31 protein-coding genes and 2 tRNA genes are annotated in these 25,480 nt (G+C 60.0%); 3 read left to right on the top strand and 30 right to left on the bottom strand.

All coding sequences use genetic code 11. The features are described from left to right. Positions 1-130: 130 nt before the first annotated feature. Entirely contained in the window at positions 131-3,700 is a 3,570-nt protein-coding gene (locus BLR63_RS02045) for a host specificity protein J (protein WP_010567883.1), read from the bottom strand. A 151-nt stretch (positions 3,701-3,851) separates the two neighbouring features. Here BLR63_RS02045 and BLR63_RS02040 point away from each other — a divergent pair, with 151 nt between their 5' ends. Next, the gene (locus tag BLR63_RS02040; protein ID WP_010567884.1) at positions 3,852-4,133 is read left to right on the top strand and encodes a hypothetical protein; all 282 of its coding nucleotides are present in this window, start codon (positions 3,852-3,854) and stop codon (positions 4,131-4,133) included. A 63-nt stretch (positions 4,134-4,196) separates the two neighbouring features. On the opposite strand, the gene BLR63_RS02035 is transcribed toward BLR63_RS02040, so the two are convergent. Together BLR63_RS02035 and BLR63_RS02030 are read right to left on the bottom strand one after the other, a co-directional pair. Beyond that, positions 4,197-4,778, bottom strand: a complete 582-nt coding sequence (locus BLR63_RS02035) for a tail assembly protein (protein WP_010567885.1) — start codon at positions 4,776-4,778, stop codon at positions 4,197-4,199. A 54-nt stretch (positions 4,779-4,832) separates the two neighbouring features. After that, the gene (locus BLR63_RS02030) at positions 4,833-5,177 is read right to left on the bottom strand and encodes a hypothetical protein (protein ID WP_010567886.1); all 345 of its coding nucleotides are present in this window, start codon (positions 5,175-5,177) and stop codon (positions 4,833-4,835) included. A gap of 136 nt (positions 5,178-5,313) precedes the next feature. Between BLR63_RS02030 and BLR63_RS02025 the strand changes: the two genes are divergently transcribed. Continuing rightward, positions 5,314-5,574, top strand: a complete 261-nt coding sequence (locus BLR63_RS02025) for a hypothetical protein (protein ID WP_010567887.1) — start codon at positions 5,314-5,316, stop codon at positions 5,572-5,574. 79 nt (positions 5,575-5,653) lie between these two features. Then, entirely contained in the window at positions 5,654-5,899 is a 246-nt protein-coding gene (locus BLR63_RS02020; RefSeq protein ID WP_010567888.1) for a hypothetical protein, read from the top strand. Here the strand turns inward: BLR63_RS02020 and BLR63_RS02015 are convergent. From BLR63_RS02015 to BLR63_RS01870, 27 genes are all read right to left on the bottom strand, one after another. Next, complete coding sequence (locus tag BLR63_RS02015) at positions 5,877-6,083, bottom strand: hypothetical protein (RefSeq protein WP_010567889.1); 207 nt, start codon at positions 6,081-6,083, stop codon at positions 5,877-5,879. The two genes, BLR63_RS02020 and BLR63_RS02015, sit on opposite strands and share 23 nt — an antisense overlap. Before the next feature lie 34 nt (positions 6,084-6,117). After that, entirely contained in the window at positions 6,118-6,873 is a 756-nt protein-coding gene (locus tag BLR63_RS02010) for a C40 family peptidase (protein ID WP_010567890.1), read from the bottom strand. Positions 6,874-6,875: 2 nt separating this feature from the next. Next, complete coding sequence (locus BLR63_RS02005) at positions 6,876-7,628, bottom strand: phage minor tail protein L (RefSeq protein ID WP_010567891.1); 753 nt, start codon at positions 7,626-7,628, stop codon at positions 6,876-6,878. 9 nt (positions 7,629-7,637) lie between these two features. Next, positions 7,638-7,976, bottom strand: a complete 339-nt coding sequence (locus tag BLR63_RS02000) for a phage tail protein (protein ID WP_010567892.1) — start codon at positions 7,974-7,976, stop codon at positions 7,638-7,640. Then, complete coding sequence (locus tag BLR63_RS01995; protein ID WP_010567893.1) at positions 7,976-11,056, bottom strand: phage tail tape measure protein; 3,081 nt, start codon at positions 11,054-11,056, stop codon at positions 7,976-7,978. Before BLR63_RS01995 ends, BLR63_RS02000 begins: the two co-directional genes overlap by 1 nt. 27 nt (positions 11,057-11,083) lie before the next feature. Continuing rightward, positions 11,084-11,386 (bottom strand): DUF1799 domain-containing protein, encoded by a 303-nt coding sequence (locus BLR63_RS01990; protein WP_010567894.1) that lies wholly within the window; start codon positions 11,384-11,386, stop codon positions 11,084-11,086. Positions 11,387-11,403: 17 nt separating this feature from the next. Continuing rightward, a complete protein-coding gene (locus BLR63_RS01985; RefSeq protein ID WP_010567895.1) occupies positions 11,404-11,784 on the bottom strand; it encodes a phage tail assembly chaperone in 381 nt (126 codons plus the stop codon). A 3-nt stretch (positions 11,785-11,787) separates the two neighbouring features. After that, a complete protein-coding gene (locus tag BLR63_RS01980) occupies positions 11,788-12,444 on the bottom strand; it encodes a phage tail protein (RefSeq protein WP_010567896.1) in 657 nt (218 codons plus the stop codon). Positions 12,445-12,517: 73 nt separating this feature from the next. Next, a complete protein-coding gene (locus tag BLR63_RS01975; protein WP_010567897.1) occupies positions 12,518-12,934 on the bottom strand; it encodes a phage tail terminator-like protein in 417 nt (138 codons plus the stop codon). Further along, positions 12,931-13,587, bottom strand: coding sequence for a hypothetical protein (locus BLR63_RS01970; protein WP_010567898.1), 657 nt, complete (start codon positions 13,585-13,587; stop codon positions 12,931-12,933). Before BLR63_RS01970 ends, BLR63_RS01975 begins: the two co-directional genes overlap by 4 nt. Further along, entirely contained in the window at positions 13,584-13,955 is a 372-nt protein-coding gene (locus BLR63_RS01965) for a hypothetical protein (RefSeq protein WP_010567899.1), read from the bottom strand. The genes BLR63_RS01970 and BLR63_RS01965 overlap by 4 nt, the downstream gene beginning before the upstream one ends. Positions 13,956-14,335: 380 nt before the next feature. Beyond that, the gene (locus BLR63_RS01955; RefSeq protein WP_010567900.1) at positions 14,336-14,839 is read right to left on the bottom strand and encodes a DnaT-like ssDNA-binding protein; all 504 of its coding nucleotides are present in this window, start codon (positions 14,837-14,839) and stop codon (positions 14,336-14,338) included. Between the two features lie 58 nt (positions 14,840-14,897). After that, on the bottom strand, positions 14,898-15,473 hold the full coding sequence (locus BLR63_RS01950) for a hypothetical protein (protein WP_010567901.1): 576 nt from the start codon (positions 15,471-15,473) through the stop codon (positions 14,898-14,900). Between the two features lie 49 nt (positions 15,474-15,522). After that, on the bottom strand, positions 15,523-16,491 hold the full coding sequence (locus BLR63_RS01945; RefSeq protein WP_010567902.1) for a major capsid protein: 969 nt from the start codon (positions 16,489-16,491) through the stop codon (positions 15,523-15,525). Positions 16,492-16,502: 11 nt separating this feature from the next. Further along, complete coding sequence (locus tag BLR63_RS01940) at positions 16,503-17,213, bottom strand: hypothetical protein (protein WP_010567903.1); 711 nt, start codon at positions 17,211-17,213, stop codon at positions 16,503-16,505. Between the two features lie 39 nt (positions 17,214-17,252). Continuing rightward, the gene (locus BLR63_RS01935; protein WP_010567904.1) at positions 17,253-18,341 is read right to left on the bottom strand and encodes a minor capsid protein; all 1,089 of its coding nucleotides are present in this window, start codon (positions 18,339-18,341) and stop codon (positions 17,253-17,255) included. After that, complete coding sequence (locus tag BLR63_RS01930; protein WP_010567905.1) at positions 18,316-19,776, bottom strand: DUF4055 domain-containing protein; 1,461 nt, start codon at positions 19,774-19,776, stop codon at positions 18,316-18,318. Before BLR63_RS01930 ends, BLR63_RS01935 begins: the two co-directional genes overlap by 26 nt. Further along, entirely contained in the window at positions 19,773-21,095 is a 1,323-nt protein-coding gene (locus BLR63_RS01925) for a phage terminase large subunit family protein (protein ID WP_010567906.1), read from the bottom strand. Before BLR63_RS01925 ends, BLR63_RS01930 begins: the two co-directional genes overlap by 4 nt. Beyond that, positions 21,070-21,546: a DUF2280 domain-containing protein gene (locus BLR63_RS01920; RefSeq protein WP_010567907.1), complete on the bottom strand. Its 477-nt coding sequence runs from the start codon at positions 21,544-21,546 to the stop codon at positions 21,070-21,072. Before BLR63_RS01920 ends, BLR63_RS01925 begins: the two co-directional genes overlap by 26 nt. Before the next feature lie 31 nt (positions 21,547-21,577). Beyond that, entirely contained in the window at positions 21,578-22,201 is a 624-nt protein-coding gene (locus tag BLR63_RS01915; protein WP_010567908.1) for a putative metallopeptidase, read from the bottom strand. 51 nt (positions 22,202-22,252) lie between these two features. Then, positions 22,253-22,525, bottom strand: a complete 273-nt coding sequence (locus BLR63_RS01910; protein WP_010567909.1) for a hypothetical protein — start codon at positions 22,523-22,525, stop codon at positions 22,253-22,255. 1 nt (position 22,526) lies between these two features. Beyond that, positions 22,527-22,850: a hypothetical protein gene (locus tag BLR63_RS01905; RefSeq protein WP_016967662.1), complete on the bottom strand. Its 324-nt coding sequence runs from the start codon at positions 22,848-22,850 to the stop codon at positions 22,527-22,529. Positions 22,851-23,051: 201 nt separating this feature from the next. Then, a tRNA-Ile gene (locus BLR63_RS01895) sits at positions 23,052-23,127 on the bottom strand. Positions 23,128-23,131: 4 nt separating this feature from the next. Continuing rightward, positions 23,132-23,201: transfer RNA gene (locus tag BLR63_RS01890), tRNA-OTHER, on the bottom strand. 313 nt (positions 23,202-23,514) lie between these two features. Then, positions 23,515-24,201 carry a hypothetical protein gene (locus tag BLR63_RS01885; protein WP_010568145.1) on the bottom strand — a complete coding sequence of 229 codons (687 nt, stop codon included), beginning with the start codon at positions 24,199-24,201 and terminating at the stop codon, positions 23,515-23,517. Continuing rightward, on the bottom strand, positions 24,198-24,794 hold the full coding sequence (locus BLR63_RS01880; RefSeq protein ID WP_083365916.1) for a recombination protein NinG: 597 nt from the start codon (positions 24,792-24,794) through the stop codon (positions 24,198-24,200). Before BLR63_RS01880 ends, BLR63_RS01885 begins: the two co-directional genes overlap by 4 nt. Before the next feature lie 199 nt (positions 24,795-24,993). Then, on the bottom strand, positions 24,994-25,464 hold the full coding sequence (locus tag BLR63_RS01870) for a hypothetical protein (RefSeq protein WP_010566455.1): 471 nt from the start codon (positions 25,462-25,464) through the stop codon (positions 24,994-24,996). Positions 25,465-25,480: the final 16 nt, after the last annotated feature.

Below are 25,480 nucleotides of genomic sequence, written 5' to 3'. Positions count from 1 at the left end.
ATTGCAATAAACCTTGTCCTGGCCTCACCTGAAGCGCGCTGCACAAGTGCAGAATAAACAACCCTTACTGTAAACGAGTTCTCGTCAAACTCAAGGAGGCCGGTAGGCCCCCATATTCTCATCCCGAAGCTCATGCTGTCAGGTCTCCTAACTGGACCCTCTTAACGTTGTTTTCGTCGTAGACCTTGATCGCCCGGTTGGTCATCGTCAGGCGCCCACCACCAGGTGCCGGCCCGTTGAACTCCAGATTCCCCGCTTTATCAAGGCGCCATCCCTGTACACCGGCTTCGTAGTTGTCGGATTGCAATGCCTGGCCGATCTTCAGCATGGTGATACTGCCGTCCTGGATGAAGGCCGAGCGCATGAAGACCTGACCGTTATCCACCGTGAACGGCGTGAACACCTGCCCGCCGGCCAGCGTGCTGACAATGGCGAAACGATCAGCACTCACCAGGAACTGACTCTGAAGCACGCCCTCCTCATCCTGCTCAATACCCAGTCCAAACCCGGCAGCGACCAGCTGGCCGTCAGCATTCACCTGCATCTTCACGGAGTACATCGTGGAGAACTTGCCGTCGGTGTCGGCCTGGGCCTGGCTCACGACCTGGACGGCCGCTGAGGTTTCACCGATCTCAGCCCTGACCTGCTGGATGGCCTGCGAAGTAGCCTCTCGGTCGGTGACCACCACGCTTTCGAGTTCGCTCACCGAGCCGCTTACCTCGCCCACCTCGGCGGTGAGTTCGGTCTGCCGCTGCACCATGGCTGCGTTCTGCGAGGCCCGCGTCTTCACCTCCTGTGCGAAGCTCGCCGATGCGTTATAGCCCTGGAGTGCGTCAGCGAGATCGCCCTCTCCTGTATCGTCCCGGTACGCCGACTGCAACGCCTGGAGGCTCGACGCCTGGGCCATGACCGCACCGTCGAGCTCTGTGATGCTGGTGGTGTTGATCTCCATCTGGCGCGCCAGCCCATTGGCGGTAACCAGCACCTGGCCGACGTCCACCCAATACGTGGCGTTCGGCGGCGAGGTATCGACCGGTACCAACTGCGTGGCCTGGTATATCCGCTTTCCGACCACCACCAGGTCTCCCTCGAGGTAGGTCTGCTCAGGGTCGTAGGCCGACAGCCCATCAAGCGCATCAATCTGCGCCTGCAAGCCTGGGATCTTGTCGATCTCGTCATTGATGTCCTGGCCCAGTTCCGTGCGGCCTATCTGTCCAGCGATCAGCTCCAACACCGGTTCCGCGTCTGCGCTCGCCATACCCATCACACCGTTGCCGACCGGATAGAACGGGCCAACGTTGCCGGTCCGATCCACCAGGCGCGCCCAGAAGAAGAACTGCGCGCCTGCCTTGAGGGCCTGCATGCTGTAATCCGCCTGGGGGTGCGCCAGGTCGGCAAGCTTGGTCACCGCCGCCAGGTCATTTGCCGGGCCATACCACAGCTCGGTGCGCTGGGTGTCTTCGGCGCCAGCAAGAAAGCCCCACTTGATGCCGATGCCGAACAGTTCGCTGGTGGTGGACAGGAACGCCACCGCCGGCGGTAGGCCAACCTTCCCTTCCAGGTTGGTCAGATTGGAGTTCTTCCAGATCGAGGAAATCTCGAAAGCGCTCACTGACCGAACACGGGCCACGTAGGCGCCGGAGTAAATGCCAGTGACGTCGACGCTGGTCGAACCGGTGCGCGGCACCTTGATCCAGTTACCGCTGTCCTTGCGCCACTCCACGTCATAGACGACCGCGCCAGCAACAGCGGGCCACGAGATGTTCATGGTGCTGATGGCGATGCCCTGGTTAACGGCGTAGCTCGACGTCAGCGTGACGCTCGCCGGCGCCGGAACGACGGTAATCGGCACAACGCTGATTGGGCGTTCTTCCAGGCGCGCGCCGGTGTCGATGTGCGCGAACTTGCTCGGGTCATACTGCACGGCCGAGATCTCGAACACACCAGGCTCCGGCCGGGCAACGCTCACCACCCGGTACAGCGGGATTGCCAGGTCATCGGCATCCAGCGCCCATACCAGTTCGGGTTCTGGCGCAACGGAGTAGGCCACGGTAACGGTGACCTGCCGGCCGCTGACCATTTGCACGGTGCGCCCCTCGCACTTGCCGTTGGGCAGGTTGAGGATCAATCGATCGCCGGGCTTGGCCTGGGTGTCACGGTCCAGCGTGATGACCTTGCCGTTCACAGCAGCGATGCGCCCGCCCACCGGCCGACCGGCCAGGAGTTCGTCGGCGATCGGGATCACGTAGCCAGGCAGCGGGATGCGCCCGTCGAGGCCGACCTTGAAGGTAACGGCCCGGTCCTTGGAGTTGGTGAGCAGCGCCCACTTACCGCGGCGCTGCGCCTCAGACTCACGAGTGCAGCCGATTGCACTGATCTCCAGCGGATTGTCGCCGTAGCGGCGCTGCAGCTTGGCATCCGTGACAGCAGTGACGTCGGTGTCGTAGTTGTTCGCCGGGTTGTCGTAGCTGATCAGGGCGCGGCTGTACCGGGTGCGCTCCGATGCGCTCGAGTAGGTGAACTTGCCGTCGATCACATTCGCCCGGGTGTAGGCGAAGTCAAAGTCAGTGGCTCGTGGCATATCCGATAGGGTGAAGACCTGGCCCTGGGCCCAGTAGGTCATGCCCCGGTAGATCGCCGAGATGTCGCGCAGCAGCGACCAGGCGTCGGCCTTGCTCTGCAGGTTCAGGTTGCAGATGAAGCGCGGCTCCTGGCCACCCTTCCCGTCCGTCACCAGTTGGTCGCAGTACTGCGAGATGCGGTAGAGCTCCCACTTGTCCACCATCCACGGTTTGATGCGACGGCCCAGGCCGAAGCGGTCGGCCGTGGTGATGTCGTAGGTCATCCAAACAGCGTTGTCAGTCCAAGCCTGTTTGAAGGTGCCGTCCCAGATCCCGGTGTAAGAACGTGCCACGGGGTCGTAGTTGCTCGGCACCTGCATCTTCTTCAGCTTGGTCTCGACAGTCACGGCCGGAATGCTGCGGAACTGCTCAGCCGAAAATTCGATGTAGAGCAGCGCGGTGTTCGGATAGCGAATCTTGGCGTCGATCACCTCAGTGAAGCCGGCGATCTGCATCGTGTCTGAGATTTTGTTGTTGTTCTGGTTGATGGTCACCCGGGTAATACGCATCAGCCAGCCGGTGGTGGCCCTGGGCAAATCGATACGGCGGGTGCGCTCGTAAAGGCTGGTGGTCTTGCCGTCGACCGCTTCACTAAGCACCTGTTGGTAGGCGCCGCCGTCGGTGGACAGCTCAACTTTGTACTCGATCCGATAACCGTTGATGTTGCCGCTGGCATCCACAGACTGGAGTGCCGGCCAGGCAAAACGCACGCGCACGGCTGAAAGCTGGGTATTGGTGATCGCCCGAACCCACGGTGTGCCGCTGCGCAGTTCGGTACTGATGGTGGTTTCGTTCTCGATCGAGGGGATGCCCTGGATATAGGTCTGATCCACCGCCCCGGTGCGCCACTCCCACTTCACGTTCGGGAAGTTCATGTTGCCCTGGGGGTCTTGCAGGGGGGTGTTGTCGAGGTAGATGTCGCGCGCGGTGGGCGTGCCTTCGAACTCACCCTCCCCGATGGCGATCAGCATCTTGGCGATAGCGACCGAGCGCAGGCTGTCGGGGGCTTCCGTTGGCGTTTTTGGTTTCTCTTCGCCGCCCTTGGCACCGTGGATGTCGATTTTGCGTGCTGCGCCCATGCTTTCCTCCAGGCAATAAAAAACCGCCTCATGGGCGGCATGTTGTTCTGGCCGGAATACTGTATTCGTATCCAGCATGTATCAATCACCACTAGATACTGGCGAGAGAGCAAGGTAGGTTCACGAAACACATACGCGAAAGGAGGTCGCAATGAGCGATTCGACGGATCGGATTGAGGGGCTGCTTCACGCTCAATCAATAATGCTTCAGGACCTGTACACCCAGCTTTACTCGCGACAGCCAGCCGAGCTTTCTAAATGCCAAGAGCATCTGACGAATATGCTGAAGTACAAGTGGGAGATGCCAAAGGGTTCTAGCGAGAGCGACGCCGATGCCGTTTTGCGGATACAGCCGCTTGCGATTGCTGAACTTGAGCGTAACTTCGCGCAGATCCGCAAGATGATTCGCTCATTGCCGCCAATCCAAAGCTGATTTCCCCTGGCGAGTAAGGCGTCTTCCAGGCGCGGTACTCGCAGATTGTTCTTGCCAATATGCTCACATCTGATCCTCCGCATAAATGGCAGCACTGATGATCGCGCCGCCAACCCGCCGCTTGCCGTAGCAGAGCGGTACCGGGTTGCCCGATGCAGTCGTGTTCTTGGCGCTGCCGAAGGCATAGCCGGGGGTGTTCTCTGGCGCGGCGCTGGTTTTGAGGCCGCTGGCTTGAGGGCTGAGCATTTGGATCACGCCGCCGGCAGCGAGTGCAATGCCCGGAGCAGCAAGAGCTTGAAAACCTGGGATGAAAGAAACGGCAATCAAGATCACGCCGACAATCGTTTGAAGAAGGCCAGCTCTCTTGCTGCCAGTAATAATTGGGGCGATACGAATTACTTCCGTCCCTGCGTAATCCAGCTCTTTAGCGCCAATGTTTTTCAATCCGCGAAAAACGGCAAACTCGATGCCGCGCGACTTAGCGTTTGAGATAAACCTTTCCAATCCTGGAATCTGTACACACAGGGCCTTTATTGCCTCTGCTGGTGATCGCACGGATAGTCGGAACGACCTTCCGAACTGCCGGAGCTTGCCGTAGAGCAGTATGGTAGTCATGGGCTGATAGTTGATCGCGAGTGCTGACACGGGTTTTCTCCAGATAATAAAAAACCGCCCGGAGGCGGCTTGTCTTTGGTTCTCTTACAGGCAGCTTTTAACCGCCTTTTCCATGTCGCCCCTGCCCCATCCCGGCCCCCAGGCCAGGCGCTGATAAAGCTTGACCTCGCTGCCCTTGGCGGTCTTTCGGATACTCAGCAATTCGTCGGTCATATTGCTGCTGGCCGCGATCAGGCGATAGCCATACTCTGTCTCGGACATCGTCACGTCGCTACGTGCATCCTGCCAGCGCGGAAAAACGCACAACGCATACCGCTTCGGGTCTTTTCCGGTACTTGCTGAAATGCTCGGCGCTTTCGACTCAAGTTCGCCAGGCGAGACACACCCCGCCAGCATCGCCACCGCTACCGCCGCTATCAAAATCCGCATGATCGATCCTCGTCCTGAAAGTGGCGACTGTAACGCGGACCTGTCCGGGCATCCAGTGTGGATGGAATGACAGTAACTGGGCCAGGGTTTGACGTAGTAGCTTTATGCCTCATTTCTAACCAGGGCAGGACGGAAAATGGCGATCGTAACGAAAGAAACGGCAAAGTACGTTTTCCATGAGACGCAAACTATTCTCGGCGGCGGCGACTGGAACGACCTACACCAGATCGGGAGCATAGTTCCAGCCTCGGGCATCTACCGGTGCGAAGGCTGTGGCGATGAAATCACCTCAAACAAAGGTGACAAGTTCCCACCCCAAAACCACCACCAGCACCCGACCGTATTCGGTCCTGACGTGAAATGGCGGCTAATCGTCAAAACCCAAACAAAAGCGTAAAGGATTTCCCCAGTCCTACGCCTGCAAACCCAAGGACTGGGATAGCGCCAATATCGGCGCGGATAACCAAGGAGGCACAATGGATCAGAGCGAACTGAATCAGAAGTTAATCGACGCCGTCAACGCTCACGGCTCAGACCTGCAGAACCTAAATTGCGTAATTTCCGGACTTGTCCACCAGCTGTTCGCTGCCCAGGGCAAAGAAGGGATTGAGGCGGCAAGGTTATTTGCATTGCGTATTGCGGAAGCAATGCCGAAAAATGGCCCGGTCAGACCAAACCCCAAAGCAATATCTGAGTTTTTTAGCGACCACCCAAAGAGCTGAGTCCTAATTCGTTCTCAAGACGCGATAGCCGGCGCTCTACCAGCTCGGCTTTCTCGGCTTCGGTCGTGCCCGCGCCTAGCTTAATCACGAACCTGTCAGCCGAAACCAGGTACTGGCCATCCTGAATCTTGGCGCCATTCATAGTCACCTTGCCATCGTCTGTTACTGCAAAAGGCTGATTCATATCTCTCTCCTGCGGCCATGCCGCGTCATATTGGTTATCTGGCGTCTTTGTGCCTGAGGATCAGGCGTGTTCTATCTGCCCACGGGCCACCAAAAACGATGATCTCCGACGGCCTGCCGTACAGATGGTGCAGCAGGAAGGGACCAGGGCCGAAAACGCCTGAGTCCTCACCAGGCAGCGACGGATCGGTGCCAAGGTAAATGCCGGCGTGGTTCGGGTGAGCTGTCCGGCCGACCTGCATAACGATCATGTCACCGCGCTGCGGTCGGTCTACGCGTACAAAGCCGGCCGCCTCGTAGTGCTGCTCGTACAGGCTGGCGTTCTCTGCGCTCTCCCACCAGCCATCGGTGCGCTGGAAGGGTTCGAATTCTAGGCCCCACTCGCGCTGGTACCAATCTGCGCAAACCTGCCAGCAGTCCCAGGCGCCGTGTACGAATGGGCGCTTAAGCAGAGGTGTGCCGCCGGTTGGTGTGATCGTCCGCAGATCGCCCTCGGGCCAGCTCAGGATGTGCCAGGGCAAGGCCGTAGCCTCGCACATGGCCAGATCATGCGGCGACGGCCGACTGGTAGCATCCGGGTGTGAGTGAACAATGCCGATCACCTCGCCTAGGTCTTCCGCCGCAGCGTAGTCCTCAGGATCAAGCCGAAACTCTTCGTTCGGCTCCGTGGCGATGTTCCGGCACGGGAAATACTTCTGCTTGCGCCCGATGGCCAGCAGCAGGCCGCAACACTCTTTCGGATACTGGGCCGCCGCGTGCGCCTGGATCGCCGCGATAATGTGCTTGCGCATGGTCAGCTCCGGGCAATCAGAGAAACGGCGGGGAATCCACCGAAGGACAGTTCGTTGTTCTCGCCGAAGCGCAGCTTGCAGGAAGACAGGCAGCCCTTGCACTGGTCCATTGCCGGGTCATCCGTGGGGTTGTCCTCGTCGTCGAACATGGCCGCGCCGGTGTAGCCGCAGTCTGGCCCCCGGTAGCCGTTGGTCATGGCCCAATGGCAGAACGTCGTCATTTGGCGCCCTGGAAGCCCGTGGTTGTCGATCTCGCCCGGGGAGGACAGCTCCCAGACGACCGCCTCGCCGTCCTCGCTTGTTTTCTGGTCGATGTACCAGATCTCCAGCGCCTCCTGGGTCGGGTCGGCGGTTGGGTTGCCGTCAGGAAAGTTGGTTGCGTCCAAGTACTGGGCCAGGGTCTCGCGGACCGTCAGCTTGAACTTGAGCATGTCCTCGAAGGCCAGGCACAAAGCTGTAACCCGTCCATTCACATTGCCCGCGGCGAACGTCGGCCGAGAGGCGGTGCCGTCGCTGCTCGAGGAGATACCCTCAATCTGCACCGGCCAGGCCGCGTACTCCTGGCCCTGCCAGATAATCGACTTGGCGGGTAGTTCCTCTTCCGAGCCCTCATAGGCCAGCAATTCCTCTGGCGTGTGAGGGATTGCGTGCCCGTGGAAGCGCAGGTAATCGGCGCCGTATTCCGTCCCGTCAATTTCAAACAGGCGAATCTCGCCGCCGGGCTCCAGTTTCTGGATGTCCGTGATCAATGCCATGGATGGGCCTCAGGGATGAAAGGTTTGCTTGAAGGTGGCGGTGATGGCGTAGACCTGGCCACCGCGGTGAACCGGCTTGTAGCCGTTGCACTTGTAGAGGCCAAGCTCGCCCAGGGGCGGCTCCCATAGAAATCCCTTGGCGCCCTTGTGCCGATCTAGGAACGCCTTGATTTCCAGAACACGAGCCTTGGCGCCGGTGAATGTGAGCGGCCAGGATTGAGACTGGTTATTGAGGCCGTCTTCGACCGACTGCTCGTACCCATCGCCGAACTGCTTGGTCCGGACGCGCTGGGTCACATCACCCTCCGCGCCCTTTTCCGTTGCCCAGGTGAATCGTTCGATAGCCATCATCGCCCCTTGATTGCGTTGTTGATGACGCCGCCCTGGCGCATGTCCCTGCTGCGCAGTTCCTGATACTTCTGCTCAACGAACGTCGCCAGCTCCTTGCCGAACAGGTCATAACCAGGCGCGTCGGCGGAGGACGATGCGTTGCCGTCTCCGTCGATATGCACCTCGACACTGATCTGCGTTGCGCCAGCCCCACCGCCGCCCATGGCCATAACGCCGAGCTTGCCGCTGGACGTTCGGGTCAGCGGCATGATCGCCTCCGGACCGGCCTCACCAGCGATACCCATGTTGCCGTTCGCCATGCCAAACGAGGTTGGCTTGCTGACGATGGAGTTGGTGAAGGCACCGCCGTCGGCGAACATCTGCACGCCGCCCGACCAGGCGCCGCCCATGGCTTGCGGGAAGTAGCTGCCCGAGTAGCCCCCCGCTGAAGCGCCAAGGTTGGAAGATGCAGCGCCAGCAGATCCAGCCGCCAGCCCGTTACTGCCGCCTCCGCCAGTGAAGTAACTGGTGGCAGCACCGACGAGGCTACTCAGCAACGCAGAACTGGCCTGCCGAGTGGCAATCCGCGCCATATCCGCCAGAATCGACTTGGTGAAGTCAGCAAAAGACAGCTTCCCTGTCATGGCGAAGTTGACGACGGCGTCCTCCATCGAACTGAAGGCATTGCCGAACAAGGTCTTTGTCTGTCCGGCAATGTTGCTCGCCGAATCCAAGTAGTTGGCCCAAGCCGACGTTGCTCCTTTTGTCCAATCACCCTGCGCTGCCTCCACATCCGCATAGTTCTGGCGGATCTGGTCGGTGGCCGCCTTGTTCGCATCGGCGAGCGCCTGGGATTTACGCTTGAACTCTTCCTCCGACATGTTCCGCGACGGGTCGGACTTCTGGTTGGCCAACTCCAGGGACTGCTGAGCAAACCGGTCTTGCTGGCTGTTCAGCTCACCGCTGAGCGCGTTTTGGCGATCACCCTGGCCCACGCCGAGGACTGCCCGCTGGCCAGCCAGCTCCAAGGCTCGCTGCTGCTGCCCCAGCGCCTGGATGTAGGTGCTGATTGCACGCTCCTGCTTGGCAAGGCGCCCGGCGTCATTGGTGGCCAGCACTTCAAGCTGGCTATCGGCATCCTTCTGCGCCTTGACCATCCCTGCGCGTGCGTCAGCGATCTTCTGGTCAAGCTGAATGCTTTGCGCGGCCGACGTGGTCTTCTTGCCCTTGGCGGCTTCCAGCGCGGTGATTTCCGCCTCGTAGGCTGCCGTAACCTGATCGCGCTCGTTGCCGATCAGGGCCTGGCGGCGCAGCAGGTAGTCAGCCTCGGACAGCAGGCCAGCCTTCTGCGCCGCGTCCAGTTCCTTCTGGTAGTTTTTATAGTCAGCGGCGATGGCTGCCAGGTTGTTCTTGGCGTCGTTGAAGCCGGTCAGGTCGACCTGAGAACCCGAGGCCTTGGGGTCTTTGAATTTGTCGTTGATGTTGGAGACGTTCTTGTCGATCGTGGCCTGTGCCAGGCGCGGATCGTTCGGCGAAACCTTGCGGATATCGTCGAGCTGTTTCTTGTAATCCTTGAGTGCTTCGGCGCGCTTCTGCTCATTCGTCCACGAGGACTTGGTGAGCACGTCGATCTTGTCGCTGGCGACGATGGCCGCTTGCTGGGCCTTTCCCTGGTCATCGAAATACTTGATCCGGGCATCATCGGCATCACGCTGCAGCGTAAGAAAGGTGATCTGCGCCTGAATCTGAGCCCGAACCTTCGGGCTCACCTCCTGGGCGTTCATCCTCGTGCCGCCAACGTCGAACGCATCCGAGCCGGTGAGCTTGGACTGCAGGTCCTTAATCTGGTCGTTGTAGCTCTTCTGCCGGCCTACATCGCTGATTCCATCTAGGGCGCCGCTCGCGGCACTCTTGATGCCAAGCCATGCCCGCTCCCACAGGTTCAGGTTCTCTATCACCTGGCGGGATCTGGTCTGTACAGTGTCGGCATAGGTGTCGGTCAGCAGCTTGGTGGCGCCGATTTCGTCGCCTTGGTCCTTGAGTGCGACGATCTGCGAATAAACCGAGGCAGTGAGGAAGTGGTACTGCTCGTTGAGCGACTTGGCGGCGGCCACTGGGTCGTCAGCGATCTTGACGAACTCGGCAACGGTTGCCTCGATGGACTTGCCGGTGGCCTTCTCCATGGATAGAGCCGCCTCGGCGATCTCTACGAAACTGCCGCTGGCGAGCTTACCGCTACCTGCCAGGGTAGCCAGCACGTCCGCAGCCTGCCCCGTGGTGCCCACGGTCGCTGCGACCTGGCGGGACATATCGCCCAACTGTCCAGCGCTTGCACCTGCATAGTTGCCGGTTAGGATCAGCGCTTTGTTGAAGACTTCCGTCTCTCTGCTGCCGCTGTAGTAGGCGTAGGCCAGCCCACCTATGGCGGCGGCGACAAGGCCAATCGGAGCAGCTAGTGCCAGCAGACCGCTCATGGAGGCGCCGGCCCCTACGCCGATCTGCGTGATTGCCCGGGCACCGCTCCCCCAATCGCCGGTCGACAGGGCGTTACCGAGCTGCATAACGTTTTCCTGCGCCTGGCGGGTGCCGAGGCGCAGCTTGTCGAATCCGGTGGTGGTCTTTTCGAGCTTGGCGTAATCCTTGTCGATATTGCCCAGGGCTTTGTTGTAGTCGTCCTGACTCAGGCGCCCCGCGTCCAAGTGCTTGCCGAGTTGCTCGACTTGAGTGTCGAGTTTCGCCAACGCGGCGCGGGCCGGGTCAATTGCCCCCAGTAAGCTGTTGAGAGCTTTTTGCTCATCCAGAGCAGACTTGGCCAGGGCCACTTGCTGCTTGTCGAGTTGCGCGGAGATCTTCGCCGCTTCGGCCTCGCCATAGGCGCCGGTCTTGGTCAGCTTGGCGAGAGCATCACGCTGCTTGGCCAGGTCCTGGGTAGTTTTGGCGCTGGTGGACAGCGACTTTTCCAGCGCCTCCATTTCGTTCATCAGCGAGACGGCGGACTGCTCGGCCCGGCCGCCGGCCTTGGCCATCTCATCCAGGCTTGTTTTGGCCTGGATCGCATCGGCCGAGTCGATCTTGACGCCGAGTTCTGCAATGTTCATCGACTCACCTTGAATAAGTGCCCGTGATTACGGGCTGTTTTCCCTTTCCTCCGCCATGACGCGCAGGGCTTCGCCTTCCAACACCTGGAGGTCAGGGAAGATTTCAGCGAGTTTCTTTTTCTTGATGCCGAGGAAGCCGGCCACGTCGCGGATGCTGCTGTAGTCGAGACCGATCGCGCCGCCGGTGCCCGCCCGCCACTGCGTGGACATCCTGTTGAACAGGAGGAAGGCAGGCCAGTTGCAGGGCCAGACCTCCACATCTTCGTCAAGGTCGCCCGGGGCGAAGCCAAACACGCTGATGAGCTCATCGGGCGCGCTGGGCGAGTACATGGCGCGCGCGGCCTCGATCAGTTTCCCAAGCGGGCCTGGCTGTAAGCGCCTTCGTGAGCTTTGACGACAGCCTCGGCGGCGCCATGGCAGGACTTCACGAACGCGACGATGTTGTCGTCGCTGTATTCGTCGTCGAAGCCCCAGCCAACCACGAGATCTTTGATCTGCTGCGCCTGCTGCTCGGTATCTACAGCGACGATTTCCGACCAGGTTGGCTTATCGCCAAGAGCGGCGCGCGCCTTTCCCTGCTTTTCGTTCCATTCGTCAAACAGGGCGGCAAGCTCCGCACGATCCCGGTACTTGAAGGTGAACTCGACCTTCTCTGGCGTGCTGCCAACGATGGGGATCAGCACGAGCGCATTGAACGTGGCGTTCTGCGCGATACGGATCTTGGCCATGGGTTACACCACCGCAGTCAGGTAGCGAGTGGGCTCGGCCTGCAGCGCCAGGCTGACGGTACGGGTCAGCAGGTTGTTGCGGGACACGGCCGGCTGCTTGGAGAACGACGTGTAGGCGCCGTACAGCAGAGTGTCGTTGCCGGGGAGGTTCAGGCGAGCAGCTTCAACCTGCTTGCCAGCGTCAGCCTTCATCAGCACCTTGTTGAAGTCCTGAATTGGGTCATCGGCCAGGGTCAGCACCATGCTCGCGGCCGACTTGTCGGTGGGAATCTGCTTGCCTTGGTCGTCCTCAAGGAACACCACGTCAAGGTAGTTCTGCTCGCCGCCGGAGAAAGCGACATCGGAAATCTGCGGGATCTGCACCCAGGTCAGAACCTTGCGCATGGTCCCGCCGCCGCCGCCAACAGAGAAAACCTGGGTATCGGTGGTATCGATGCCTTCAAGGGTGATTGCCGTCGCGGTTGCTGCTTTCACACGCACCACCTTACTGTCCAGCTTGCTCCAGCCGGATGTCAGCAGAACGATATCGCCGGCAGCGATGGTGCCACCTACAACGGTAGCCACCGCTTCGGCAGCGTTGCTGATGGCAGTGAACGCCAGTGCGGTCGCGTAGGTTGCGGCGTGCTGGAAGGTGCCGCCGTTCGGGAGTTTGTAGCCCATGGGGTATTTCCTCTTTGCAGATGTGAAAAAACCCGCTCAGTGGCGGGTCTCTGGGTTTGCCCAATGGGCGGGATCAGTTCGTGTCGGCTCGGTACAAGAACGAGACCGGCACGGTGTAGGTGGAATCGCCAGTGATGCCTGGCCCTTGGTCAACTGGCGACATTGTCACCACGGTAACCGCGCCCTTCGTGTCCCGCGCGTAAAGAGGGAACAGGTCGGTAAGTTCTGCTGAGATTGGATTCGTCTTGGCCTTGCCGGTGCCGGCCGGCGCGATAATGCTCACCTGGAACACTCCGGTGAACAACCGGTGATCGCCGCCGAGTGTGTTGCTCGCGGTGTCTCCGGGGATCGTGAAAGCCCGCAGATACGTCTCGCCGTCCGCTGGCGTGTAGGCCGTGTTCTCGAAAACGATCTTCAGCTTCTCCGACCTGGCAGCGTTCCAGGCGATGAGCTTGGCCTCGTAGATCGAGGCGATGATTGCATGACTCATACCTGGTTGTTCCTGATGGCCTCCAGCACGATCTGCTGAAAGCGAGCCACGGTGACCCGAACCATGCCGCCGGGGGCCTGGGTGGAATGGCCGAACTCCAGCGGAATCGCATAGGGCAAGTTGTTAACGATGAAAGCTGTTTGCCCGGCCTTGAACTCAATGGCACCCGCGACAAGCCTTGCGGTTGCCTCGATCCCTGTCGGGTCTGGGTGAATACGGAAGCTGTTGTCGACAGAGCCGATGGAGAAATTCCAGTTCGCCCGAAAGCGACCGCCAACATAGTCTCGGCCAGCCACCAAGCCATTCACGCTGAAGTTCTGGTCGCGCTCGGTCTTCGTTAGCGGTTTGGCATATTTCACGCCGCGCTTGAGGTTACCCGCCTTCGTGAAGTTCGATTCGTTCAGGTTGATGAGCGTGTTGCGGACGGCGACTTTGAAGTCGTAGTCATCGGCAGCGCGGGAATTGGCCTCGCGATGAGCAACGTTGGCCGCCCATATTTCAGGGTTGCCCACCGGCGACATACGAATGATGCTGCTACCAATCTCGATGATGATCTCGCGCAGGCTCGCATCGATTGCTTCGCTGGCCTGGGCGGCGAACTCGGCGAGGCTCAGGGCGAAGCTGCCGGACTGGCCGGCGCCCGCCCGGCTCACGACCGCACCTGCAACTCATACAAGATAGGCGTACCGGCGGGGTTGACCTCTTTCAGTGGTGGGACGATTGCCCAGGTGCGCCCCTGCACGACCACCTTATCGAGTAGGCCGGGCACCCAGGCCAAACCCTGCGCGGCGATCTTGAGCTTTTTGTCGCCCTGTTTGATCAGGCTGTTGTTCTGGAATTCTTGGCCGGTGAAGTCGAGCAGGATGCCCTTGGCAATTTGCTCGACAGTCGCGCCAGGCGCTTCGCCGCCCGTTTCCGGGTCGTACTCGCCCGGCTCCGTCTTGCTGATGGTCACGGGCTGGCCGAACTCTGTGATCATCTCCAGAGCCATCACGGCCATTTCGTCGTAGAAGGTGGCCATGATTTCTCCAGAGGTTTCTAGTGGGTAAAGTCTGATTTCTTTAAAAAGAAAGCACGCAAATATAGAAGAGCAAATGCGGGAATTGCCGCCGCAGACAAAACAATCAGCCAGTTGCTGTGGCTATCGTCGTAAAACTTGTACGACATAACCGCCTGAAACAGTGCAATCAAAGGCAGACTGCATAACGCAATCATTCGTCGCCTGCTTCGATGCAAACCTTGGTTTCGCACTGATACGCTAAAAAACAGAATCAGCCACAGAAAAAACCACTCCGTGATGCCTGTTAAAATCAAAGCTAGTGAAATTAGATCTACGAGCAAATCAACTATCTCCATCCATCACCAGGCCAGAATATTGAAGATCGTTTCCAGGTGCCCATTCTAGGCCCTAACGGCAAATAGTCCGCGCCGCTGCAAATAGTCGGAAAACTGCGTAGCACTGGGTCGATCAGGCGCCGCTGGCAGCAGTCGGCCGCTGGTGTTCGGAATAGTCGCGTACTCGCGAGTCACCGCGCCTTCGACACGCTCCAGCGTTACCGCGCCTTTGCGCTTCTCCACCGGGTCGATATCGTCCTGATGAATCTCGGCGGCCAGGGCCATTTGGCCGTACTGGATACGCGCCGGCAGGTAGTTGTTCGGCTTGATCTCGTGATCCAGCAGCACTTCCCGGCGCGGCCAGGATAGGGCCTGCTCGCTGCTCATCTTGCGGCCTTTCCAGGTCTTGCCATCCATCGCCAAGGCGGCGCGGCGCAGCAACGCTTCCTGCTCGGGAACGCCTGCGGGGATAACTGTGCCGAATTTCACGGCATACAGGGCCAAGTCCTCAGCGCTCGCGTAGCTTTCGGCGTCAGGCTTGCCGGTACCGTCCTCGATGATGAGTGTCATGCGTCAACTCGCTGGAATGGTTTGAGATCGGCCACCGGGTCACCGGCAGCCAGCATTATCACGCCTTGGGCAGATCAGCGACGAGCTTTTCCAAGGATTCTTTCGAGGCGTTGGCACGGTACGGCACCTTGGCTTCATCGAGCTTTGCTTTCAGGTCGGCGATTTCCTTCGCGTCGGCATCTTCCCGACCAGCTTTGTCGATCTGCTGGAGAAGATCATCTACCTGCAGTTGAAGAGCTTTCACCTTTTCGACTTCGCCGTCACGCTCGCGGATGAGGCTTTCCACGCCAGCGTTTACCGCTTCGAACACCTGAAACAGGCGATCAGCGATAGGGCCAAGCTCGCCTTCTGGACGTGCCAGCGCTTGATCAGCGAATGACTCGACGATCAGGCCGACAGATTCGAGTTCGACACGGAAGGCGTCGATGTTGATGCTGGAACCGTCACCATCGATCAGCAACACCTTCGGCACTTCCTTGACCGTCACCTCAGGCACATCGTCGGCAGCATCTTCGCGGCTTTCAGTAACGCTTGCGTCGACAATGCGCAGGCCGTTCTCCTTGGCCAGCGCCTTCACGTCTTCCTGGTACTGGTGGAATGGACCAGGCAGATACCAGATGTTCTTGTTGCTCATGATCGTGTCCTCGCCAAGCCGAGCACTGGGCCCGACTCAGCTGTCAGGGTTACTTGGAGGCGTCACCGATCAGAGCCACACCGGCGGTGTGCTTGATGCTGGTGGCGGTCTTGTCCCAGTTGGTACCGGTCGCCAGTTCGGCGTCGGTAGGCGACTTGCCGCCGGTGGTGGTGTCCCAGGTGTAGCCCTTCAGACCCAGGCCAAAGGTGTAGTCGGTTTGGAGCGTAGTTTCGATACGCTCCTTGCCGTTGGTGGTCTGGACGTTGCTGATGATGTCACGGCCGTCATGGACCAGCGCAGCGCCTTGCACCAGGGACAGGATGATTTCCTTGTTCGGGGTGCCGGCCTGCATCAGCGCCGGGGCATCCGTCACAACGGAGATCTTGCCGAGGATGTCCACAACACGGACGTTGCCCGCCTGGAACAGCTGCTGTTGGTTTGCCAGGTTCTGGCCGACCAACTTGTGGTAGCTGGTGCCCTGCATCACCTGGGTGACCAGGTTCTGGCTTGCGTCGCCGAACTTCGCGTGGGCGTTGTTCAAGCCAGCGTAGGTGATGCCAGCGGTAGCCGACACATCGTTGACGGCAGCAGCCTGGGCGGTGATTGCGGCAACCAGGGCGGCGATCGCGGTGTTCAGCTGGTCCTTCAGCAGGATTTCAGCGAACGCGCGGCTGGCGACTTCGATGCCTTGCGCGGTTGGGCGCTCCAGCCAGGTCATTTGCGACGGCTCGTAGCGGATCGGACCGAAGCCGCCGGCTACCTTCACCGAAGTGTTCTTCAGTTCAGTCAGGTCGGTAGCGGCGACGGTAGCGTTTGCGCTGTAGCGGTCCACGCGGCGCTGGGCGGCGGCCAGGGTCTGGAAGAACGACTCTTGGAGGAAGTCACCGGTGAAGCCGTCCGGAGACAGCACGATTGCGCCGCGGCTGGCGGCGTTGAAAGCGGCGAGATACTGATCCAGCGTCTCGAGAGTCGCCGGCATGATGTATTGGTTGAAAACCTGCATTTGCGACAGGGACATGAGTTATTTCCTTACGATTGTGGGAGATCCGGGAACCGGCTCGCGATCGCGGCCTGTCGTTCCTCTTTGGTGCCGCCGATTTTTCCTTTTGCGGCCCCGCCGCCACCTCCAGCACCCGCAGCCCCGCCGCCAGATGCTTTGCTACCCGCGATCAACGGCGCGAAGGCCGTGTCGTTTGCGAATTCTGCTTTCAGCTCTTCCAGCGTTGCTGCGGAGAGCTTGCCCTGCTGGTCGAGGACGACCACAACAGGCTTCCCGTCGCGCTGCTCGACGCTCAAACGGCGTTCGATATGCGGCAACAGGGCTTTGGCGCTGCCTGGGATTGCCAGGGCAGACGCGATGTCAGTAGCGGTACGGCCGACGGTCAGATCCCGGATCTGAGTACTCAGCGTTCCACGCTCCTGCTCCAGCATGCCGTTCAGCTCAGCTTCGCGGCGGTTGTACTTTTCAGACCAGGACTTTTCGAGCTCCTCGACGTTGCCGGACTTGCGAGCGGCCTCTTCACGCTCCAGCCTGGCCTGCTCTTCCGCATCCTTGCGAGCCTTCTCGGCGGCTTTCTTCTCGCCGAGCAGCTCTTCCACCTTCGACTTCAGGCCGGATACATCTTCTGGTTGCGGCAGGCCTTCAATACCGAGGACAAACTTGCCTTCCTTCTCGGTGTAGAGCGATTTGACGGAGTCATCGAGACCGTCGAGAGTGTCCAACTGATATTTCAAACCCATTTGTTTGTCTCCCGGAGACGTTGGTGCAGGCCCTGCCTGCTATTTGATGCCCGCCCGCTCGAACGCCAGAGGCTCAAGAGCCTTCATCTGCACAAGGGTCAGAGGTGAAAAGTTTCGATCAAGCTGCAGCTCGGAGAATCGTTCGATGCTCAGGCCGCCTTCGCGGAACAGCTTGGCGCGTACCGGGCCGATGGCCTTGTCCTGAAACGCTGCCGGCTGTTGCTTGAGCCAGTCGTAGTAGCTGAGGTCTGCCCTCACCTGCTGCGGGCCGTCGGCGCCGATTGAGGCACGCGTCGCACCTTCAGCAAACATGGCGCTGAACCTGGTCACCGCAACCAGAGTGGTTCGGCAATTGATATGGAACGGCGGCCTGGGCCCTGAAGCGAGAGGAAACCGGCGCTTATCCAGCGATCGGCATTCCTGCGTAGTCTTGCTATCCAGCGTGGCAACGATCTCCACGAACTGCACGACGTCGCTGTTTTCCTTCAGCGTCTCCATGCGAGCCTGGGTTGCGACGTGCTGCACCGCCGTTCGCACGATGGTGCCGGCGTTGCGGTTGGTCGTGGCCAGGATGCCGTCGTTGTACTGGAGCGCCTTGGTACCGCGAATATTCTTGATGATCTGGAAGTTCGTCCGGCCTTCGAAGAAGCCCTGCCTGATCGCGCCTGTGAGGCGTTGCCGCTCGGTATCGCTGAAGCCATCAATGAACGACTTGAGCAGCTTCCCGCCGTCCGCACCGCGCACGCTGAGCGGGTTTGTGAGGATTGCCGCCCTGATTGCCGCAGCACCTGGCACCGCCGCGTCGAAGGTGACGCCCACCGGTGCCGCCCGGGTCAGGCTGGTTGCTTCAAACTCGGCCTCGTAATTGGCGATGTCCACCAAGTCGAGGTTCAGCTTCTCGCTGTACCGGTCGAAGATACCCAGCAGCAGGCTATCAACCTCGCTCAGCAGCCGCTCCAGGCGGGCGACGGTGTAGTCCGTCAGGTCCGCCCGCGTCAGCCGCTCACGAATCGAGCGGTCGATCTCCTTGAGGAAGGGGGCGAACTTCGCAACCTCCCCTGATTTCAGCTGCTCCAGGAACACGGCATGCCGGATGGTGGCGTCAAGGATTGCTTGGTTTGCCGCCATTCGGAATTACCTCGGTGTCGTCCAGGGCTGGCCCAGTGCTTTGTGCCTCTAGCTCATCCCGGATTTCGTCGTCCGTTTTCTCCGGGTTGATCACGCCGCGATCGCGCAGGTACTGCCAGAAGTCGCCCTCGGGCAGCTTGCCGCCCTGCACGGCATTGAACAGCGCCGAAAGGATCGTTGCGTCCAGAGTGATCTGGCTGAAGTCTTGGTTGAGCTTGTAGACCACCTCGCCGGTGGCATTCACGAACTCGGCCATCCAGACCAGGCACTGGCTGTACGCCTCGCTTACGTTGCTGACCACCAACGAGAGAACGCTGTGTTCGGCGGCGCTGTCGTTGTCGGCCTGAGTTGCAGTCTTCACTGCACTGCCGCGCTCAATCAGCCGGGCACCCAGGGACACCATGTCCTGCTTCTTGGCGTCCATTGCCTCTTTGGCGACGGTGTTGGGCTGCGCCTGCCATACGCCACATGCACCATTCACGGGGAGCAACCAAGGCGCCCTCGATCCCAGGAATATCCCGGCTTTTTCGAGGTGGTCGCGCCATTGCTCATCAAGGCCAGACATCCATGGCTGGGGCTGGCCCACCAAGTACGCTGCCTCTTCATAATCCGCGCTGTTGCGGTAATGCCCGATGTTCACTTCGGCCATGTCGTACAACGGCGAGTCGTCAATGCTGGTGTCGTTGTTCTCGCTGCCCAGGAACTGGAACGGGATGATGCGCCATGGCTGGCCTGAGCCGTTCAGAGGGGCAAATGGCGCGACGGTCATCTCCGCCTTGCTGGAGCCCTCCTCCCATACTTCCTGGGTGTACACGCCGGAAACGTCCAGGCGCAGCACACGGTATTGGGTAGCCTGCTCACTGCCGAACCCGTCATCCGTATCGACGTCGACCTTTTCACGTAGCACAACCAGGCTCAACAGGTGCTGACCGCCAACCTGGCGCGTCTTCCAGTTGATGATCGACTCAGCCGGGTAGCTGGCGACATTTGCACGGGCGCGACCGGCATGCTCGTCTGCCCTGCTCACGGTGCCAGGCTCGACAGCCGCGTAGTCAACAAGCAGACCGTGACGGCCGACTTCGAGCAAATGCCCGATAACCGACTGCGATTGCTGGTAAACGCTGACACCCTGCCCGTCGATGTCAGTTGCGACGTAATCGAGCGCACCGGGAACAGTCAGCGTTGGCCATGTGCGAAACACCGCGCCCACCAGGCTGTGTTTCGTCCGGCCGGTGGCGTTGTAGAACACAGCACGCTTCTTGTAAGCGTCGTACCGATCCTTGTTATCCTGGGACTTGTCCGAGGCATTCGGCCGGGGCAGGTAGTAATCGCCAGCAACCTTGACCGTTTCCGAGCCCTTGCAGACGTCGCGCACCAAGCGCCAGCGGTACTGTGCCGCCGTGTACTCGGAACGGGTGAAAGTGACGTCCGTCATCGGGCGACTCCCATTTTCATTGAGGTAACGATTGTTTTGATCGGATAACGCTTGGCGATGAAGTAGCCGGCGGCGTCGTTCATGTGGTCGTGACCCTTTTTCGGATCTTTGTCCGGCTCACCCTTGTCGGTGTAGGTCTGTCGCTCAAGACACAGGGTGAGCTGAGGGCATTGATCGATGTTCACCTTCAGGCGACGCTCGCCGTAGGCGTTCAGGAACATAGCGTTCACCGAGTTCACACGGTCTTTCACGCCCGGGTTTGTGGAGTCGACGATCACTGTGAACTTCGCTTTCTTCAGTAGCGAAAGGTCGGACTCGCTCGCGTTTTTGCTGCTGGTGTTCTGCCCGCTGGCGTCGGGATATACCGCCACCGAGTGACCAGGGAACCGGGCCTGGATTTTCTCGATCATCTCCGGCGTGTCCCGAACACCGTGAAACTCATCCAGGGCCATCGGAAGGTCGTCACGCACTACATAGACGACGGCCGCCATCTTCATGACGTTGAAGTCCATCCCGATGTGAAGCGCTTCGCCCGGCTTGATTCGTTCGCTGGTTCGGCATTCGTCACGATTGAACGTGTAGTAGACGACACCGGCGTAGTTTTCGAAGCCAGCTTCGTACTCTTGCCGAAACGTCCGGGGGTCCATCTTGCGCTTGGCAGCCTCGAGCTCTTCCTCTGGAACGTTGCCGCCCTGCAAGGATGTGTACTGCCAGCTCTTGTGGTCAGGCTCGCCACCAGGCTTTCCGTCGAGGTATGTGTCGTAGCAGTGGTTGAAGCCTTTCGGCGTGCCAATGCGCAGCGCATGACCGCCCTTGCGCATCCCGACGCCAGGGATCTGGTACTGACAGGTCGAGAGCATCGGGCGAAGAACTTCTTCCCATGCCGCCCACGGGCAGTCCGCCCATTCATCCACCAAGACGAAGAACAGGCCGGAGCCCCGCAGGTTGTCGTAGTTGTCGAGCCCAACCACGCGCATGACGTGGCCTGATTTGAGCGTGATCGAGCATTCCGTCTCGTTCGGGCGGTGCGCACGCCAAGCCTCGGGGATCGCCTGCTTCAGTCGCCGCCAGAACACGCGCTTGGCCTGCTTGAAGGTAGGCGCGCCGTACCAGATCTCATCCTCGACGCTTACGCCCCACTCCGCAGCCAAGCGGGCAGCACGACGCATCTCGGCCTTGCCCAGGAACGTCTTGCCGAACCGTCGCCCACACACCGCATCGCGGAAACGGGCCTCAGGCTGGAAGCCCCAGCAGTAAATGTTCGCCTGCTTGGGCGTCAGCTTTACCGGCGGGTCAAAGGTACGGGGTAGCGGGGACATTCTCATCAGGCTCCAAGGTGTACTCAGCAACGGCGTGCAGCTGGTCTGCTTGGGAGCCCAGAGGTTTCTCAGGTTCGAGGCGGCGATTCACGTAGACATCGCCCACCTCTTTGGCGGCCTGCTCATACAACTGAGCGGTCAGCGCCAGGTTGCGCATGTTCTCGGCCTTCTCTGCCATTCGCCCCAGGCCACGAAGCCGGTAGGCGCGGTTGGCGATCGGGATCTCGGCGGTCTCTTCTCGGAATCGCTTGCGGGTATCGTGAAACAGGGTCGCCCACTTCACGGCAAGCCCCTTCCCGGCCGACTTGGTTGGGTCGTGCGTCTCGACCTGCTGGCGACTTACCACAACCCCGTATTCGTTCTTGACGGCTTCCACCACTTGGGAGGGGGTGTCAAAGCACGCCAGCGCCTGAACGATGAAGCTCTTCACCTCATTTTTCAGGACTGCCATAAATTCTCATCCGTCTAGAGCCTGTCAAGAATCAGGCCGATCTGAGCAGACAGGTTCCGCAGGCCCTCGCAATGTTCAATTTCCCCACCTCAGCAGGACTGTTTGCAGCATCCACCAACGCTTGAACCTCAGGGCTCGCACCATAGCGGCGGACGACACCGACGAACTCTTCGACGTCGTGCCCCTGCAGCTTGATCTTTGGTGCACCGTCTTGGGTGAATGCTGGTTGACCGTACTTGTCGGTCGCGTGAGCCAGGTGATACAGCTCGTGCTCGATCAGGGCGCAGAACTCGAGGTCGCTGCACTGGGCGCAGTAGTCGGCAGCCAGGGTAATGATGAAGGCCGGCACCTCGCCGAACCAATCACGCATCTGCTGCTCCATCCGGGCTTTCTGCCAACCGCCGGCGCGAAACGCTACCTGTTCGGCCTGGCCCAATACCGTCCTGCTCTGCTTCTCGAAGCTCGACGATGCCCACATGACCCGGATATCTGCATCCAGTAGGTGGGCATGGTCTTCATTGTGAATGGTGCCGCTGTCAGCAAGGATCTCGGCCTGCAGCCATTCCCACACTTCGGGCGCAGGCGTCAGGCGGATGCCGAAGTCGGACAGATCGGAAAGCTCAAGCAATGACGCCGGTGGGTATGGCCTATCCATAAGCCTGAATCTCCGCGCCACGTTTTCGAATGCGCCAAATCGTGGCGCGGATTAATCAGTGCAGGCCATTACCTGGCCGCGTTTCGCCCAGGCATAAACCACAACGCCCGCGTGAAGCATCACGCCGAACGGGTTTACCCAATGCCCCTGGATCGAGGTGACAAAAGCGCCGAATGCACCAATGGCTACCAAGTAGAAGGCCGTGCATAGGAGCGGATGGTCAACCGGCCTTACGCGGCGCAGGTAGTCACAGGCCGCCAGGGCGACAAGGACACATAGGAACGCGTCAGCCGCGCTCAGCGCCGATACAAGAATACTGTTCATGTCAGGCACCTCGCGTCGTCGGGAAGGACCCTATGACTGCTTTGATGGCCGGGATGATGTTCATGGCGGTCAGGCCAAGTACGAAGGCAACGCCACATAGGAGGTTGTCATCGACTACAAGGTCGAGCCGCGTGGCGATCCAGCCAGTGACAGGCTGAGACAGGTACATCGAGAAAAAGAAACCGGTGGCCACCGCTGCGGCTGCCTGGCCCCGGGTTAGATCCCTCAGAAAGCCGAGAGACAGAATCGAGCCAATGAATGCAGCCATGACCACGCCGTACTTCACCAGCAATACGCCGGCGGCAGTGCTCGTTGGTTCTGCCATTGGATACTCCATGATGAATAGATCAGCCCCGGCGGCACTCCCAGCTCAGAGCGAAGGGTGTGGCGGGGCCGAAAACAAGAAGGCCCCGATCAATATCGAGGCCCTGAAAAGGCACCGAGGCACTCCCCCTCAGTTGCTCAAGTTGTTTTGGCTCCCTGAAAGTTCTCAGATCTACGCCGCAGAGGCTTGAGGCCCCGTGCCTGGTCGGCCCGTAGGGGCTTGAACCCTCTTCCCCCGGTTATGAGCCGGGCGCATCAACCGTCAATGCTTCGGGCCAGATTTGGAGCGGATACAGGGAATCGAACCCTGATCGAAAGCTTGGAAGGCTGTCTAGCGACCTGCGCTACCCGCAATTGCGTGTCTTCCCACGCTGCCAGCCAAAGACCATCACGGCGTCGACACCCAAGTGCATCGATCTCGCTGTTCCTGTCTCGCGCCACCCTGAAAGCGTGTTAGGTCAGGGCGCGCGGGCTGCCGGTGTTTTTCCGTAGCGCTGCACTACCGGCTTATCAGCGTCCAGGCCTCCCGAGGGCTGCCCTGGCTGCAGTGAATTTTGAGCAATAAAAAACCCGGCGCGGTAGCCGGGCTCTTTTTAGTCAGTCCTACACACGCAGGAATGACAGGATGGGTATAATTTCTCTCACTTTCTCACTGTTGTCAATAGCTATGCCGCGTCCTGAACTAAAAGGCCTTCCTCTTCAAGAATCAACCGAACCTCTGCGAGCGCTTCCTTGACCATCAAGTTGAGCTCTTTCTTGATTCCGTCTCTCCAGCGATATCGGGTTGACTCGGGCGCCGCATCGATATCCCAAGTATTCATGTCGTAAAAGCTGTCGGGAAGAACGATCAGATCCTGATCCAGCGCCTCAAGCCTTGCGCGCTCCGACTTCCCAGCTGCAATCGCTGCGCTGATCAATTTATCGCGGCGAGAGTCATCGACCTCAAGAGGGATTTCCACCGTTACCGATGTTGGCCCTTTCCGCTTTGCTCCTTTCATCTTCGGGATCGACCAAGTGGTGACGGCCTTATGTACGAACAGCGCTGGTGCAGGGCTAGGCACCAGAGGGATGATGCCGGTGATCGCCTGCAACCGCCTGGCACGGCCAGTGCTGTACTTAGCGCCCAGCACGTCCCAGTGACGAGGCTTGAGCATGTGGTGCAGCCTAGCGGCAAGCCAGTAGTCAACCTGGGCTCTGTCCAAATCGCCGCCGCCAGAAGAGAGTGATGCAAGGCATCCGCCATCCTCTTCGCTGGGGTTGTAGAGCTTCTGCCATGCCTGCCCCTTAGAGGCGCACTTCTCGCCAGCGGCCAACGCTGCAACGACCGCTCCTGATACGCTCGTATAGATCATGCTGCCGCCCTCTTCAATTCTCTGGTCTTTGCCTGGTACTCAGCCTTGATGGCCTTGATCTCTTCGATGGTGTACTTGCGCACGCTCTGGTCAGATTCCAGGGCGTCGACCGCCTCCTGGCCGATGCGCGCGATCAGGCCGATCCGGTAGTCCACGGCATTGCCGGAAAGGAACCGGTTGTCCTGCTTGCTCTGTGCGTGGCAGTTGCGCTCATCGAAGCGCAGGTGCGGCGCTGAGCCGACGCTGCGGTAATGCCCTGCATCTACCGCGTTGCCGCTCCAGTCCAACGGCTTCCCACTGGAGATGCAGAGGTGACCGGCGGCCTGGTCACGGGCGCGGATGTACTCGTTGAACGCCTGCTGAGCCTCGCGCATATGGTCGCCGCGACTTTTCAGGGCCTCCTTTCGAACCTTGATGTCGGCGCGGCCAACCTGGGCCAGCGACTTGTGCGCCTTCTCCTGGTTCACTTCCTTGATGGCCAGGCCGCACTTCGGACTGCACACAGCCTGTCCGAGGCGCTGCGGGACGAATGAGGCCCTGCATGCTGGGTTTTTGCAGGTCTTGGGCTTGGGTTGCTTGCGCTCAATGGTCATTGGTACACGCTCCCTGGCTGTCCGGGCTCGTTGCTGTCCGTGCATGCCAGATCATGGTCGCTTGCCTTGGGGCAGCGCTTGCAGCCACACGCAGGGCACAGGATCATTTTCGTGGATGACAACGGCAGCCAGCCAAACGGACCTTTGGTGCCCAGCTTGTGCTCAGCAATACAGCGGTGGCATTCGCAGTTGATCGGGCTCATGCGGCCTCCTTGCTCAGCAGATCGGTGAAGACGACGCCCTGGCCGGTGAAGTAATTGGCCATGCGGTCGGTGTACTGGACGCCCTGGGCGCGATTGAACAGGCTGGTCACCGGGAAGCCGTCCGGGCCGAACAAGTGGCACTCCCCCATCATGGCCAGCTTCGTTTCGTAGGGCAGATGACGCATGACCCGGTACCACTCGGCCTGGAAACCAGCGTCCTCGTTCAGCAGGATCTGCACGCCGAAGTGCAATTTGCAGTAGCGGCGCGCATCTTCCGGCTCGCCGATCTGGGTCATCTCGGCGATGCGCTTGTACATGGCAAACCACAGGCGGTTCTGGTCCAGGGTGCGGTCCTTGCCCGGACGAAGGCTCACCACCACAAAGTGCTTGTCCTCGAACATCTTGGACATGCGGGTGATGGCCTCGGTGAGCATGGAGCGGCAGTTGACGCTGATCTTGTCCGTCATACCGAGCACCTCCCGA

The sequence above is a fragment of the Pseudomonas extremaustralis genome, assembly GCF_900102035.1.
Lineage (GTDB): Bacteria > Pseudomonadota > Gammaproteobacteria > Pseudomonadales > Pseudomonadaceae > Aquipseudomonas > Aquipseudomonas extremaustralis.
Note: the sequence above shows the minus strand (reverse complement) of the source record. Positions and strands in the feature narration are given on the sequence as shown.